13 protein-coding genes and 1 pseudogene are annotated in these 14,176 nt (G+C 66.6%); 6 read left to right on the forward strand and 8 right to left on the reverse strand.

Translation table 11 applies throughout. From position 1 onward, the window contains the following. Positions 1–221: 221 nt before the first annotated feature. Complete coding sequence (locus ACSQ89_RS02720) at positions 222–395, forward strand: hypothetical protein (protein ID WP_436295734.1); 174 nt, start codon at positions 222–224, stop codon at positions 393–395. Between the two features lie 40 nt (positions 396–435). Here ACSQ89_RS02720 and ACSQ89_RS02725 read toward each other — a convergent pair whose 3' ends face one another. Genes ACSQ89_RS02725 through ACSQ89_RS02745 form a run of 5 tightly spaced genes read right to left on the reverse strand, consistent with a single transcriptional unit; the run spans position 436 to position 7,209 of the window. Further along, a complete protein-coding gene (locus tag ACSQ89_RS02725; protein ID WP_436295735.1) occupies positions 436–1,470 on the reverse strand; it encodes a Zn-dependent oxidoreductase in 1,035 nt (344 codons plus the stop codon). Positions 1,471–1,510: 40 nt separating this feature from the next. Next, positions 1,511–2,719: a D-mannonate dehydratase ManD gene (gene manD, locus ACSQ89_RS02730; protein WP_093105041.1), complete on the reverse strand. Its 1,209-nt coding sequence runs from the start codon at positions 2,717–2,719 to the stop codon at positions 1,511–1,513. Between the two features lie 27 nt (positions 2,720–2,746). Next, on the reverse strand, positions 2,747–4,606 hold the full coding sequence (locus ACSQ89_RS02735) for a TRAP transporter large permease (RefSeq protein WP_436295736.1): 1,860 nt from the start codon (positions 4,604–4,606) through the stop codon (positions 2,747–2,749). Between the two features lie 37 nt (positions 4,607–4,643). Beyond that, positions 4,644–5,663 carry a TRAP transporter substrate-binding protein gene (locus ACSQ89_RS02740; protein WP_436295737.1) on the reverse strand — a complete coding sequence of 340 codons (1,020 nt, stop codon included), beginning with the start codon at positions 5,661–5,663 and terminating at the stop codon, positions 4,644–4,646. Between the two features lie 49 nt (positions 5,664–5,712). Beyond that, entirely contained in the window at positions 5,713–7,209 is a 1,497-nt protein-coding gene (locus ACSQ89_RS02745; RefSeq protein WP_436295738.1) for a mannitol dehydrogenase family protein, read from the reverse strand. A 152-nt stretch (positions 7,210–7,361) separates the two neighbouring features. On the opposite strand from ACSQ89_RS02745, the gene ACSQ89_RS02750 reads away from it, so the two are divergent. Next, entirely contained in the window at positions 7,362–8,123 is a 762-nt protein-coding gene (locus tag ACSQ89_RS02750; RefSeq protein WP_436295739.1) for a GntR family transcriptional regulator, read from the forward strand. A gap of 121 nt (positions 8,124–8,244) precedes the next feature. Here ACSQ89_RS02750 and ACSQ89_RS02755 read toward each other — a convergent pair whose 3' ends face one another. Next, positions 8,245–8,466, reverse strand: a complete 222-nt coding sequence (locus tag ACSQ89_RS02755) for a hypothetical protein (RefSeq protein WP_093105053.1) — start codon at positions 8,464–8,466, stop codon at positions 8,245–8,247. A 457-nt stretch (positions 8,467–8,923) separates the two neighbouring features. On the opposite strand from ACSQ89_RS02755, the gene ACSQ89_RS02760 reads away from it, so the two are divergent. Next, on the forward strand, positions 8,924–9,652 hold the full coding sequence (locus ACSQ89_RS02760; protein WP_093105056.1) for a glutathione S-transferase family protein: 729 nt from the start codon (positions 8,924–8,926) through the stop codon (positions 9,650–9,652). Between the two features lie 451 nt (positions 9,653–10,103). Here ACSQ89_RS02760 and ACSQ89_RS02765 read toward each other — a convergent pair whose 3' ends face one another. Together ACSQ89_RS02765 and rsmI are read right to left on the reverse strand one after the other, a co-directional pair. Continuing rightward, positions 10,104–11,237, reverse strand: coding sequence for an IS110 family transposase (locus tag ACSQ89_RS02765; RefSeq protein ID WP_436296016.1), 1,134 nt, complete (start codon positions 11,235–11,237; stop codon positions 10,104–10,106). Between the two features lie 80 nt (positions 11,238–11,317). After that, positions 11,318–12,256, reverse strand: coding sequence for a 16S rRNA (cytidine(1402)-2'-O)-methyltransferase (gene rsmI / locus ACSQ89_RS02770; RefSeq protein ID WP_093105059.1), 939 nt, complete (start codon positions 12,254–12,256; stop codon positions 11,318–11,320). A 40-nt stretch (positions 12,257–12,296) separates the two neighbouring features. On the opposite strand from rsmI, the pseudogene ACSQ89_RS02775 reads away from it, so the two are divergent. The 3 genes and pseudogenes from ACSQ89_RS02775 (at position 12,297) to ACSQ89_RS02785 (ending at position 14,112) form a co-directional block, all read left to right on the forward strand. Beyond that, a pseudogene (locus tag ACSQ89_RS02775) lies at positions 12,297–12,654 on the forward strand (YraN family protein). A gap of 97 nt (positions 12,655–12,751) precedes the next feature. Continuing rightward, the gene (locus tag ACSQ89_RS02780) at positions 12,752–13,378 is read left to right on the forward strand and encodes an SIS domain-containing protein (RefSeq protein WP_093105064.1); all 627 of its coding nucleotides are present in this window, start codon (positions 12,752–12,754) and stop codon (positions 13,376–13,378) included. Further along, the gene (locus ACSQ89_RS02785) at positions 13,375–14,112 is read left to right on the forward strand and encodes a BON domain-containing protein (protein WP_093105066.1); all 738 of its coding nucleotides are present in this window, start codon (positions 13,375–13,377) and stop codon (positions 14,110–14,112) included. Before ACSQ89_RS02780 ends, ACSQ89_RS02785 begins: the two co-directional genes overlap by 4 nt. The last annotated feature ends 64 nt before the right edge of the window (positions 14,113–14,176 follow it).

The raw sequence follows: 14,176 nt of genomic DNA on the forward strand, positions 1-14,176 counted from the left end.
CCGCTGCTTCAATGGGGTAAATGGCGTGTCGAGCGTACCCAACGAGAACGACATCCAGGAAGCTGCGTCGTCGTGAATACTGTGCCACGTCAAGACCCCAGGCGATGAACTGCGGCCACTATCGCCGCCCTGAGGGCTGACTTCGAACGATCGCATCGTCGGCCTACGCGCGCTCGCCCGAGCTCCTGCTGCTCGGCAATGTCATCCTCGAAGACCATCAATTGCTCGAAGGAGAAGTGGGGGACGCCTTCGAGCGCTTCGTGTTTCAGCTCCTGAGCGACCAAGGCGTCGAAGTAGGCGAGTTCGCGGCGGCGCTCAAGGCGCTTGGCAAGCTACGAGAAACATTGGCCGAACTGCAGCAACTGCTCGACTGGGCCGCTCGCGCTGCGAGCTGAGGGGTGTCTTTGTCAGTCGAAGCCGAGTACCGGCGGGCGATCACGCGTTCTCGCCAAAGTCCAGCAGCACCTTGCAGCTGTAGCGTGGATTGCGCTCGGCAATGTCGAACGCTCCGGCCACGTCACGGAAGTCCACCTTGTGACTGATGATGCGTCCGGGGTCGACCAGCCCACGCTGGATCCAGTCGATCACGGTCGGGAACATCGCGCAGTTCAGGCGCGAGGCGTAGAGCGAGAGCTCCTTCTTTGTCAGTTCCTGCTGCGGAATGGCAGAAGGCGTGGCGGAGAAGCCCAGCACACCGATTCGGCCCGCAGGCGCCGCAATGCGCACCGCCTCTTCGACAATCGTCGGATGGCATACAGCATCGTAGATGAGGGTCGGTCCGCCAGCGACACCGCGTTTGGACAGTGCCTCCGGCAGCGATTCACGCGCGGTATTGATGATCTCGTCCTCCGCCGCGCCGCAGTCGAGCGCCAAGGCGAGCCGCTCGTCGAAGTGATCTGTGATGAGCGCGCGAATGCCGTAGACGCGCTTGAGCACCTGCATCAGGTTGAGGCCGATCGGCCCGGCACCGTAGATCAGCGCGACATCGCTGGGAAAGACGCCAGTACGTTGGGTGACGTTCGCGGCCACGGCAAAGGGCTCGATCACCGATGCGCTGGCATCGGCCAAGCCCTTGGGCACCACGTAGGCATTCTTCTCCGGCACGCAGGCGTACTGGCTGAAGCCGCCGTCGCGATGCACGCCGATCACCTGCAGGCGGCTGCAAACGTTCTGCCGCCCGATCAGGCAGGCATGGCACTCCCCACAACTGATGACCGGGTCCACGACCACCGTCTCGCCGATGCGCGCGGCGCTGACGCCGGCGCCCACCGATTCGATGCGACCGACGAACTCGTGGCCGATGACGCGCGGGTAGGAGACGAACGGGTTGTGGCCGTGAAAGATGTGCAGGTCAGAGCCGCAGATGCCCGCGTAGCGCACGCGCACGCGCACCTCGCCGGCCTGGGGCTCGGGAATGGGCCGCTCGCGCACGGCCATGCTGTTGGGTTGATCGACGACGACGCTCAGCATGATGAAATTTCCTGTTGGTTTGAGATGCCGTGGGGCGTGGTCACCAGTTCCACATCGAGCCATCGGCGAGCCGCGCCACGGGCAGATAAGCGCGCTCGTAGGGATACCTGGCCGCCAGCGCCTCGTCGATGTCGACGCCCAGTCCGGGCACTTCGTCCATCACCAGGTAGCCATCCTCGAAGCGATAGTTGTGCGGAAAGACTTCGTCGGTGAGCGCCGTGTGCGGCATCAACTCCTGGATGCCGAAATTGGGAACCCACAGGCCGAAGTTGACGGCTGCCGCCATGCACACCGGCGACAGGTCGGTCGCACCGTGAAACCCGGTGCGCACCTGATACATCGCCGCATAGTCCGCGATGCGGCGCACATGCGTGATGCCACCGGCATGGGTGATGGTCGAGCGGATGTAGTCGATCAGCTGCTCGCTGATCAGGTTCTTGCAGTCCCAGATCGAGTTGAAGACCTCGCCCACGGCCAGCGGGGTGGTGGTGTGCTGGCGGATCAGGCGGAAGGCCTCCTGGTTCTCGGCCGGCGTTGCGTCCTCGATCCAGAACAGGCCATAGGGCTCGAGTTCCTTGCCGAGCCGGCCGGCCTCGATCGGCGTCAGGCGATGGTGGGCGTCATGCAGCAGATGCGTCTCGAAGCCCACCGCCTCGCGCACCTTGCGAAACAGCTCGGGCGTGTGACGCAGGTAGAGCGAGGTGTCCCACGGCTCTTCCGGCGGCAGGCCTTTTTCGGCCGGCTCGTAGAAGCCCTTGGTCTTGCCAACGCCATAGGTCTTCGCCAGACCCGGCACACCGGACTGCACGCGGATCGCCTTGAAGCCCTCTTGCGCGTGCTTGTGCACCGCCTCGATCGCTTCGGCGTGGTCGCGGCCATTGGCGTGGCCGTACACCATCAGGCCGTGCCGGCTCTTGCCGCCGAGCAGCTGGTACACCGGCATACCCGCGAGCTTGCCCTTGATGTCCCACAGCGCCATGTCGATGGCGGCGATCGCCGTCATCGTGACCGGCCCGCGCCGCCAGTAGGCGCCGCGGTAGAGATACTGCCAGATGTCCTCGATGTTGCGGGGGTCGCGCCCGATCAGGCAGGGAAACACGTGTTCGTCCAGGTAGGACTTGACGGCCAACTCGCGGCCATTGAGCGTTGCGTCGCCCAGGCCGTGAATGCCCTCGTCCGTGACGATCTTCACCGTCACGAAGTTGCGGCCGGGGCAGGTAACGATCGTCTGGATGCGTTCGATCTTCAATTCAGTCTCCAGGAAGTACGACGATGCTCAGAGGAATCCGACCGAGAACCAGGGCACGAACACCAGCAGCAGGAGCGCGAGGAACAGCGCCGCCATGTGGGGCCAGACACGCGGCATCGCGACGTCCGGCGGCACCCGGCCGATCGCACAGGCCGCATAGAAGCCGACCCCGAACGGCGGCGCGAAGAGGCCGAGGCCCATCGCGAAGATCACGACCATCGCGTAGTGCACCTCGTTGACGCCGACGAGCTTGGCGATGGGGAACAGCAGCGGCCCGAACAGCACGATCGCGGGGATGCCCTCGAGCAGGCTGCCCAGCACCACGAACGCCAGAGCGGACACCAGCAGGAAGCCCACCTTGCCGCCCGGCACCGCGGTCATGATCTTGACAAGGTCCTGCGCAAAGCCCGACTGCGTCAGCGCCCACGCCATGGCGGTGGCGCAACCGACGATCAGCAGGATCGCCCCCGACAGGCACGCCGTGTCGAGCAGCATGGGGTAGATTCGGCGCCAGTCGAACTGACGGTAGATGCAGATGCCCGCGAGCACGGTGTAGAAGATGCCGATCGTCGACACCTCGGTCGCGGTGGCCACGCCCTCGACCACCGCGGTGCGGATGATCACAGGCAGCGCGAGCGCCGGCAGCGCCACCAGCAGCAGTTTGCCGACCTGCTGGCGCGTCGCCTTGGTGACGCCCGACATGTCTTCGCGGCGCGTCTGCCACCAGACGACGCATGCCATCAGCACCAGACCGACGACGGCCGGCATCAGGCCGCCGATGAACAGTGAGGTGATCGACACGCCGGTCACCGAGCCGACCGTGATGAGCACGATGCTCGGCGGGATGGTTTCCGACATGGCGCCCGAGGCCGACAGCAGGCCGATCAGGTCGCCATCCTTGCTGCCGCGCTTCTTCATCTCGGGGAACAGCGCCGGGGCAACCGCAGCCATGTCGGCCGCCTTGGCACCCGAGATGCCGGACACGATGTACATCGCGCCCAGCAGCACGTACTGCAGGCCGCCGCGTACGTGGCCGATCAGGCTCACGAGGAAATTGATCATCGCGCGGGCCAGGCCGGTCATCTCGATCAGCGAGCCCAGGAAGACGAAGAGCGGCACGGCCAGAAGGATCAGGTGAGACATGCCTTCCTGCATGCGGTTGGGCATGATCGACATCGGCGTGCTGGTGGAGAACGCCAGGTACGACATCGTTGCCAGGCCGAACGCGAAGGCGATGGGAACGCCGATCACGATCGCGCCGACGAGCATGACCAGAAAGAAGATCACCAGGTTGATGTTTCCCAAACCGGCCAGCGTCGGCGACAGCAGCCACAGCGCCGCGCCGCCCAGCGCCACAGCACCACCGGTGAGCGCAATCTGCTTCCAGCTCGCCTGCTCGAAGAGCCGCGTCACGGCGGTCACCAGCATCAGCGCCGTGCCTGCGAACACAGCCCCTGCGCGCCATCCCTCGCTGATCCCGAGCACCGGCGTCGAGACCTCGATCTCTCCGTGCCAATGCTCCCAGGCCGGACCGACCAACATGACCAGGAACGCGACCACCAGGCACATGCCGAGCGCATCGAGCCAGGCGCGCCTTGCGGGCGGCAGATCCTTGATGAAGGTCGTCAGGTGCATGTGGGCGGTGCGCCGCAATGCAATGCACGACCCGAGCACCGCGAGCCACAGGAACAGGATGCTGGCGAGTTCGTCGGTCCAGGTGATCGGGTCATGCAACGCGTAGCGCGCGAAGGCGCCGCCACCCAGGATCAGAACTTCGGCCACCACGATGGCGGCAGCGGGAATCTCGGTCACCCAAGCCAGCAACCGGTCGAACCAGCGCGACGTGGAAGGCGTGGCAATAGCGAGCGGATCGACAGTGGACTGCATGGGGCGCTCCTGATCGGGATGGTTGGCCGCGCGGGCGTCAAACGAGCTTGCCCGAATACTTCTCGAGCTTGGCCCAGGCCTCGTCGCCGTACTTGCCCTTCCACTCGGTATAGAAGCCCGCGGTCTTGAGCATGTCGCGGAACGGTCCCGGATCGGGTTTGTTGAAGGTCACGCCCAGCTTGGTCAGTTGGGCCTGCGCGTCGGCGTTCAGCCTCGCGATGTCCTCGCGCTGCTTGAGGGCGGCAGCGTTGAGATTCTTCGACAGCGACTCCTGAACCTCCTTCGGCAAGGCCTGCAGCTTCTTCGCGTTGCCGAAGATGAAGTGGCCGTCCCAGGTATGAGCCGTCAGCGAACAGTACTTCTGAACTTCGTAGAGCTTGGCACTCTGGATCAGCGCGAGCGGATTCTCCTGGCCGTCGACCACCTTGGTCTGCAGCGACGAGTAGAGCTCGCCGAACGGAATCGCGGTCGGCGATGCGCCCATGGCCTTGAACATCGAGATCCACAGCGGGATGCCTGGCACACGGATCTTGAAACCTTTCAGGTCGGCCGGCGAGACGATGGGCTTGCTGGCCGACGTGATATTGCGGTAGCCGTTGTCGAGGCACTTTTCGTAGGCATGCAGGTTCGCCTTGGCCAGCGCGGATCGGACATGGGCGCCCAGATCGCCGTCCATCGCGGCCCACACCGCGTCATAGTCCTTGAACGCGAAGGCCACGCCGTTGATGCCAGCGGTTGCCACCAGCGTCTGCAGATTGGTGCCGGCGGTGGACATGATGTCGATCGCGCCGGCGCGCGTCTGCGAAATCATGTCCGGCTCGCTGCCGAGCTGACTGGTCGGGTAGACCTGCAAGTCGACCCGGCCGCTGGTGTCCTTGCGTATCGCTTCGGCCGCTTCCTTGATGCGCAAGGTGCCGGGATGGTCGGCCGGGAAGGCGGTGCCGTACTTGAGCTTGATCTCGCTTTGCGCAAAAGCGAAGCGGGCTGGGAGCGTGGCGGCCACGCCGGTGACGGCGACGGCGGTGGCGAACTGGCGGCGAGTGGGCGCGAAGGTCATGACAAGGTCTCCGTTGGGTCTTCTGGGTCGGTGGTGCAGGATGCGCGATTCAGGTGGACAGCAACGCCGTCATGCCGCCTTGGCGCAGCGTGGACAGGTGCCGCGCCAGACGGCCGGCAAAGACCGGCGGCCAAGGCCCCGTGCCGAAGACGGCGCTGTGCGCCAACGCGGCGTTCGCCGCGTCGGTGTCGTTGGCGGCCCGCCGCAGGCGCGCAGCGAGTGCCTCGGCGCCCGGGTCGCTGATGACCAGTGCTGCGCCGTTGTCGCCGTGCCCGGCAGCCAGGTAGTGCAGCCAGATCGCCAATGCGCGCTCGAGTTGCGGGCGCTCCACATCCGCCGCCAGGCTCTCGCGCAAGGCTGGCAGCCAGCGCACCGGTATCTTCTGGGTCCCGTCCATGGCGATCTGCTGCGTGCGGTGGGCCAGCGCCGGATTCTCGAAACGCCTGAGCAATTCGTGGCAATAGGCCAGTACGTCATAACCCGATGGGGCCGCCACGCTCGCGCGCAGATCCTCCAGCATCAGCCGACGCGCGAAGCCGCCGACCAGAGGATGCGCCATGGCGTCGGACACCGTCTCCAGTCCGCCCATCTGGCCGGCGTAGGCGAGCGCCGAGTGCGTGCCATTGAGCAGGCGCAGCTTCATCGCCTGATAGGGATGCACGTCGCTGGTGAGCAGGGCGCCAGCGTCCTCCCAGGCCGGTCGAATGCCGGCGAAGCGGTCTTCGATCACCCACTGGGTGAACGGCTCGCAGACGATGGCCGCCTCGTCACGAAGGCCGAGCCGAGCGGCGGCCCATTCGAGCGAGACGGGCGTTGCCGCCGGCACGATGCGGTCGACCATGCTGTTGGGGCAGCCGATCTCGGCTTCGATGCGGCGTGCAAGCTTCGCATCGAACAGGTCCGCGTACTGCACCAGCAGCTTGCGCAAGGTGTCGCCATTGCTGGCCATGTTGTCGCAGCACACCAGCGTCAACGGGGCGCCGGCGGGGCGGCGGCGGATGCCTGCGGCCAGCACGCCCAGCGTCGTTCGCGGCGTCTGCGGATTCGCGATGTCGTGGCGCACAAGGACGTCGTCGATGTCGAGGTCGGCGCTGGCCGGGTTCTGGCTGTAGCCCTTTTCAGTGACGGTGCTGGTCACGATGGCCGTCGCCGGACTGGCGATGGACGCGATGACCTGCTCAAGTTGCCTGGGTGCGTACAGGGCGTCGCATAACGCACCGACAACCCTTGTGCGTGCATCGTCGCCGTGGCGCTCGGTCACCGAATACAGGTGGTCTTGCGCTGCCAGCGCCTCGGAAACGCGCGGGTCGCGCAGGCTCACCCCGACGATGCCCCAGCGAAGGTCGCCCCGCGCGACGACCGCCTCGGTGTAGAGCGCCTGATGGGCACGGTGAAACGCGCCCAGTCCGAGATGCACGATGCCCCGCGCCAGGCCGCCGCGGTCGTAGTGCGGGCGCGCGATGCCGTCGCCGAGATCGCGCAGGCCGCGCTGCGAGAGCCGCGAGTTCTGATCTGCTGACAAGGGCACTTCGGCGTCTCCGATCATTCACCACAGTACCATGGTGGCATGGCACGATGCGAGGAGTCTACGAATCAATCCGGGTGTGAAGTACCGGTAGAAACCCGGATAGGGCCGCGATCATGGCGTGCACTACCATGGTGTAAAGTGACTCATCCCACCAGAGAAGCACCCATCCGATGACCGCCCGAGTCCTTGCCAGCAACCCCCACCACGCCGATGCGCAGCATCCCGAAGACCCTTTGGTTGCGGCGCTGGCCGGTTTCAAGCTCGACCCCGCGCGCTCCTATACCGCGCAGGTGCACAGCCAGCTGCAAGAAGCCATCGTGCGCGGCGTCTTGCCCCCGCGCACGGCGCTTTCGGAAGCGACGATCTCCAAGCTGATCGATGTGAGCCGCACGCCGGTGCGCGAAGCGCTGGCGCAATTGGCTGATGAACAGATGGTGCTGATCTACCGTCAGGTCGGCACGATCGTGGCACCCGTGCGCATGTCGCTGCTCGAGGAAGGCCGCTTCGTGCGCAGCACGCTGGAATGCGCGAGCCATGTGCAACTCGCCCAGACCATCACACCGGCGCAACTCAACGAATTCGGCCAGATCGTCGCGCGCCAGCGCGACGCCGTCGCGAGCGGCGAGATCGATCGCTTTTCCGAGCTGGACGAGTTGATGCATCGGCGCCTGTTCGAGTTTGCAGGTCGCGAACACGTCTGGGCCATGCTGGAACCTATCAAGCGCCAGTTCGACCGCGTGCGTTGGCTGCTGCTGGGCCACGTGGCCGGCCATGCCGAGCGCGCGCTGAAGGAACACGAGCAGATGCTGGCGCAGATGGCGTCGCGCGACGTGGCCGGTCTGGGCGCGAGCGTCGCCGCCCACATCAATCACATCACCGCACACCTCACGGCGCTGCGCGAATATGCGCCCGCGAGCTACTTCGCCGACTGACCGATCCTTGGCTTGACCTCAGCGTCCAGCAAAGGTGGATAGTCTTCCCTGGGTTCGTGCGCCACGGACCTGCTCTGCCGCAACCTCAGCCTCGGCGACTGGATGCTGCGGCGGCCGACCTTCAGGAGCTGGATTGATGGCGCGCAATCGCTGCCTGCAGTTCTGCGAGCAGGCGCGGATCGTGCGTGGCGCGCTCCAGGAAGCGCTCGTCGGCCAAGGCGCTGGCACGGCGCCGCGCCAAATCCTGCACCGCGGCGGCGGCACGGCCCCAAATCTGGTTGACCAAGGAAAACGCGGTGTTTCCCATTGCGCGCTGCGGACGCAGGTCGACGAAAGAAGTCATCGTGTTCCTCCCGGGAACGAGTGGCCGAGGCCGAAGATGGAATATTAGGGTTTTCCCTTATGCCTGGGAAGTTCAGCTTCCTGATGTTTGTCATTCAGAGCGCTGATAGCGGCCTTTTTCGATTGCGTTGCCCCGAACGCGCGGGGGCCGTAGGGAAACAGCGGGGCACGTAGGGAAACAGCGGGGCACGTAGGGGAAACAGAGGGGAAGCGCACCCGCACGTCTGGGCGCTAGCGGCATGGCGCCGTGGCCTCCACCTGTTAATGAAGTTGCTATGCTGTGGCGCATCGTCGCTCGCTTGGGGCGTTGCGCCAGCGCGACATCTTGAATTTCGTCGGTATTTTTGTATCCGGGAAGCCGAAGTCGCCAAGGTTCAGCATTCATGCGGGGTGCCAAGGGGGTTGTGATTCCTCGCGGCATTTCCTTCAGGCCTTCCCATCTGCACGCGGAGGGCCTCTTGACCTACCAACTCCACTACTGGCCCACCATCCAGGGCCGCGGCGAATTCGTGCGCCTCGCGCTCGAGGCAGCTGGCGCCGCGTATGTCGACGTGGCGCGCGAGCCGCCGGGCAAAGGCGGCGGCGAGGCCGCGCTCGCGCGGCGGCTTAGCGATCCGGACAATCCGCGCGCGGCCTTCGCGCCGCCCTTCCTCGTCGACGGCGACATCGTGGTCGGCCAGACCGCCGCGATCCTGCTCTACCTCGGCCCGCGGCTCGGGCTCGCCGGCATCGGCGAGGCCGACGGGCTCTGGACGCACCAGCTGCAGCTCACCATCGCCGACATGGTGGCCGAGGTGCACGACACGCACCATCCGATCTCGGCCGGCCGCTACTACGAAGACCAGCGCGAGGCCGCGCTGGAGCGCGCCAAGTGCTTTCGCGAAGAGCGGATTCCGAAATTCCTCGGCTGGTTCGAGCGCGTGCTCGAGCGCAATCCCGCGGGCGACCTCCACCTGGTCGGCGATACGCTGACTTACGCCGACCTGTCGCTGTTCCAGCTGGTGGCGGGTCTGCGCTATGCCTTTTCGAAGGCCACGGCGCGCGTGTTGGCCGAGACGCCCGCGGTCGCCAAGCTGCATGCCAACGTGGGCCGCCGCCAGCGCGTGCACGACTACCTGCAGAGCCCGCGTCGCATCGCCTTCAACGAAGACGGTATCTTCAGGCGCTATCCGGAACTCGACGGTTAGGGCCTGTAACGCTATTTGCAGGGACCGCACGCACGGCGTCGCGCGCTTTGATTGGCACGCCCTGGCATGCCTTCGCGACCCCGCAAATAGCGTTGACAGGCCCTTCTATGAGGACTGAATTGTCAAGGGCTTTTCGCTGCAGACATCGATCAGTGGCGTTGATTGCGATAAGTGCCTGTGTGCGGTGGCCGCTGGAAGGAGGTGCATCGAGATCCGAGGTCGGGGGAGTGACAAGCGTTCGAGCCAAGGCTCGGACAACCTTCTATCCGTGCCGAATGTGCGCATCCGGCACCACATGCAGCATGCGCGCAATGCGCTTGGGCTTACCCCTGTTACCGGCGCGCCCCATCTAGTAGGACGGTCCCTATGCGGTGACCCGGGCCTGTTTCGGGCGCGTCGACCTGTGATCATGAAGATGCCTTCGTCATACCAAGCCAGGGCCGGACGGTTTCTACGCGACCGGCTTGAGAGTGGCGCCGGCCGGGATCTCGCCATGCTCGAGGTAGCGCCACAACGCCACCGCCAGTCGGCGCGCCAGCGCCACGATGCCGATGCGGCGCATACGCTTGGCGCCTGCACCGAAGCGACGCGCGAACCACTGGCTCAAGACGCTGTCGGGCTGATAGCGCAACCAGCTCCACGCCAGTTCCACCAGCAAGGTGCGCGCTCGTTTGTTGCCGGCCTTGTTGATGCCTTGCTCGATCTGGCTGTCGCCGCTGGCATAGGGCGTGGGTGCGAGCCCCAGACAGCCTGCCAGTTCGCGCCGGTTCGCAAAGCGTCGCCAGCCGAACAACTCCTTGACCAGCAACCAGGCGCTGGCGACCCCGATCGAGCGCAGCTTGGCCAGTTGCGCTACCTGCGGCTGCGCACGGTCGTCCACTTCCTTGCGCTGCGTCGCCTGGAGCGTGCGCATCTGCTGCTTGACCAGCATCAGCCGCACACACTCGCGCTCGATCTCGCCGCGCAGCGCCGGCGGTACCTGCGCGCCGTGGCTGTCCCACCACGCCTGCCAGTTCCGTCCACCGATGGAATGCACTCGCAGGTTGTGCAGCACCAGCAACGAGCCGATGCGGTTGGTGTGGGCGGTGTGTTCGTGCGACAGTCGCTGCAGCTCGCGGTGCAGCCGGCGCTCGTCTTCCTGCTGGGGCGTGGGTTCGCGCAGCACCGACCATACGCGCGTCTCGCCTGCGCGGTAGCGCTGCAGCATCGCCAACAGCTTGTCACCATCGAGTCGATCGGTCTTGGCGCGCTTGGCGTGCCGGTTGACCTCGATGCTGGCCGAGTCGACCACGATGTTGTCGATGCCTTGCTCGAGCAGCCAGCGGTGCAGCCACCAGCCATCGCGGCCTGCTTCGTAGCACGCGTGAACCGCCGCCTCGGCTGGTATCCCAAAGCGCACTCGGGCCTTGCCAATACGTTCCAGCACGGCCGCGCAATCGCCAGCGGCCACAGCGCTGCGACTGGGGTTGCGGATGCCGTCGCCGAAGGTCAGGTTCCAACGCTTGTCACTCAGCTCCAAACTCATATACAGATCGTGCGCATTCGTCCTATCCTTGCCTTGAAGGACTGTCTTGGGTGCAGACATGGCCGTGCTCCTTTGGTTCGCTGCCTGGGGGTTCCCGTTCTAGCTCAACGGGACTGGCCTGAGGCAGGCCTTCATAGCATCTAGTCGCTGGGCTCGTCGCGCAGGCGCAGCGCGGTGTCGTAGAGCGCATTGCGCGGCGCGCCGCTGATCTCGGCCGCAAGCCGCACCGCGCTCTTGAGCGGCAGCTCGGCAAGCAGCAGCCGCAGCACGCGTTCGGCTTCGCCATTGCCATCGTCCTCTGCCACGGCCTTCGGATGCAGCACCAGCGCGAACTCGCCGCGCGTGCGGTCGCGGCCGGCTGCAAACCAGTCGGGCAGGGCGGCAGCGGCGACCGTGGCGATCTCCTCGAACTGCTTGGTGAGTTCGCGGCCCACCGTCACACGCCGCTCGCCCAGAATGGCCAGCGCGCGTGCCAGCGCTTCGATGCGGTGCGGCGCTTCGAGCAGCACCACGCTGCGCGGCTCGGCGGCCAGTGCCTGCACGGCGGCATCGCGCTCACCGGACTTGCTGGGCAGGAAGCCGGCGAACACGAAAGCGCTGCCCGCATCGCCCGCCGCGACCAGCCCGGCCGCACCGATCAGCGTCGTCACGCTGCTCGCGCCGGGCAGCGGCAGCACCCGGTAGCCTGCCTCGCGCACGGCCGCGACCAGGCGCGCGCCCGGGTCGCTCACACCGGGCGTGCCGGCATCGCTGACATAGGCGATGCGTTCACCGCGCGCGAGCCGCGCGATCACCGCCTGTGCCGCCTCGGCCTCGTTGTGCTGATGCAGGGCGAGCAGCTGGGCCGAGGGGCGATCGATGCCATAGGCGCGCAGCAGGCTCTGGGTGTGGCGCGTGTCCTCGCAGGCGACGGCATCGACCAGCTGCAGCACCTGCAGTGCGCGCAGCGTGATGTCTGCCAGGTTGCCGATCGGCGTGGCGACGACATAGAGCGTCGCTTGCGGATAATGCTGCGCACCCGCAGCATCGCGCGCGGCCTGCAGGGCGGCGCCGAACGAAGCGGGGGCGAGAGAGTTCAATGGGTTTTCTCCAGAACAAGATGGCGGGGAGGCATTTCAAGTGACGACCAAGCAGCGCGGCGATGCGGCGGAAGACGCCGCGCTCGCCCATCTCCAAGCGGCCGGCCTGGTGCTGGTCGCGCGCAATTATCGAACCCCGGGCCGCGGCGGCGGCGAGATCGACCTGATCGTGCGCGATCCGCGCGACGGCACGCTGGTGTTCGTCGAGGTGCGCCAGCGCGCCGGCGCCACGCATGGCGGCGCGGCCGGGAGCATCACCGCGGTGAAGAAGCGGCGCATCGTCTTCGCGGCGCGGCACTACCCTGAGCCGGCTGCGCACGCCGCCGCCTTGCCGTTTCGACGTCGTGCTGGTGGAGGAGCGCATCGCCTGGATCCAGGCCGCCTTCGACGCGGATTGAGCCTCCGCCGAGGGAACCGATGCGTTGCCCCATACTCAAGTGCATCAAGCGCAGCACCTACGTCTTGTTTCAGAACCCACAGTTATCATCCCGGCCCATGCTCGAGCAACGGATCCAGCAGCACTTCATCGACAGCGCGGACCTCAAGTACCAGGCAGGTCCGCTCCTGAGCAAACCGATCGGGCAGGCGATGCAGGCCCTGCTCGCCTGCGTGACCAGCGGCGGCAAGATCCTGGCCTGCGGAGCGGGCGTCTCGGGGCTTCTCGCCGCGCTGTTCGCCGCCCAGTTCGTCGGCCGCTTCGAGCGCGAACGGCCCGAGCTGGGCGCGATCGCGCTGCCGGGCGACACCACCGACCCCGCCGCGGACACCGCCGACGCAAGCGATGCGGACCGGTTCGCGCGCCAGGTGCGTGCCCTCGGCCAGGCCGGCGACGTGCTGCTGACGCTGAGCGCCAGCGGCCAGTCGGCCGCAGTGCTGGCCGCGGTCGAGGCAGCGCATGCACGCGACATGACGGTGGTTGCCCTGCTGGGCAACGCCGCGGGCAGCGGCGCCAGCAGCAGCCCCGGCGGCGCCGTGGGGCGTGCATTGCGCGAAACCGATGTCCAGATCTGCGTGCCGCACGAACGCGCGGCGCGAATCCACGAAGTCCACCTGCTTGCGCTGCACTGCCTGTGCGACGGCGTGGACGCCCAGCTACTCGGAGAACAGGAAGGTTCCATATGACGAAGACATCCATCCGGCGCATCGCGTTGACCCTGACCGCCGGCGCCGCACTGGTTGCCGGCCTTTCCGCTTGCGTGCCGCTGGTGGTCGGAGGGGCCGCGGTCGTTGGTGCGGGGATGGTCGCGACCGACCGCCGCAGCTCGGGCGCGCAGATCGACGACCAGGGCATCGAGCTGCGCGGCGGCGCACGGGTGCGCGAGATCGCCAACGACCAGATGTACGTCAGCATCACGAGCTTCAATCGGCAGGTGCTGTTGACCGGCGCGGTGGGCAGCGAGGCCGACCGGCGGCGCGTCGAGGAGGTGGTGCGCCGGGTCGACAACGTGCGTTCGGTGGTCAACGAACTGACGGTGGGGCCGCCGAGCACCTTCCAGCAGCGTTCCAACGACGCCTTCATCGTCGGCAAGATCAAGGCCTCGCTGCTCGATGCCAAGGACGTCTTCGCCAATTCCTTCAAGATCGTCGCCGACCGCGGCACGGTCTACCTGATGGGCCTAGCCACGCGGCGCGAAACCGATCGCGCGACCGACATCGCGCGCGGCGTCTCGGGCGTGGAGAAGGTGGTGCGGGTGGTCGAGATCGTCAGCGAAGCGGAGCTCGCGAACCAGGCGCAGCAGGGCGGCACCGGTCCGGCGCCGGCCTCGCGTTCCAACGTGCCGCTGCCGCCGATGGAGCCGCTGCCGCCGGCGGGTTCACCGCCAGCGGGCGGCGCCACTGCCACGCCGGTTCGATAGGAATTCCAGGAACACCGCGGAACCGGCTTTGCCGGGCCGCTGGTGTTGCCCCCTGCAAGGGGGT

Origin of the sequence: Variovorax sp. LjRoot175 (assembly GCF_964253805.1) — a bacterium.
In the GTDB taxonomy this organism is placed as follows: domain Bacteria; phylum Pseudomonadota; class Gammaproteobacteria; order Burkholderiales; family Burkholderiaceae_C; genus Variovorax.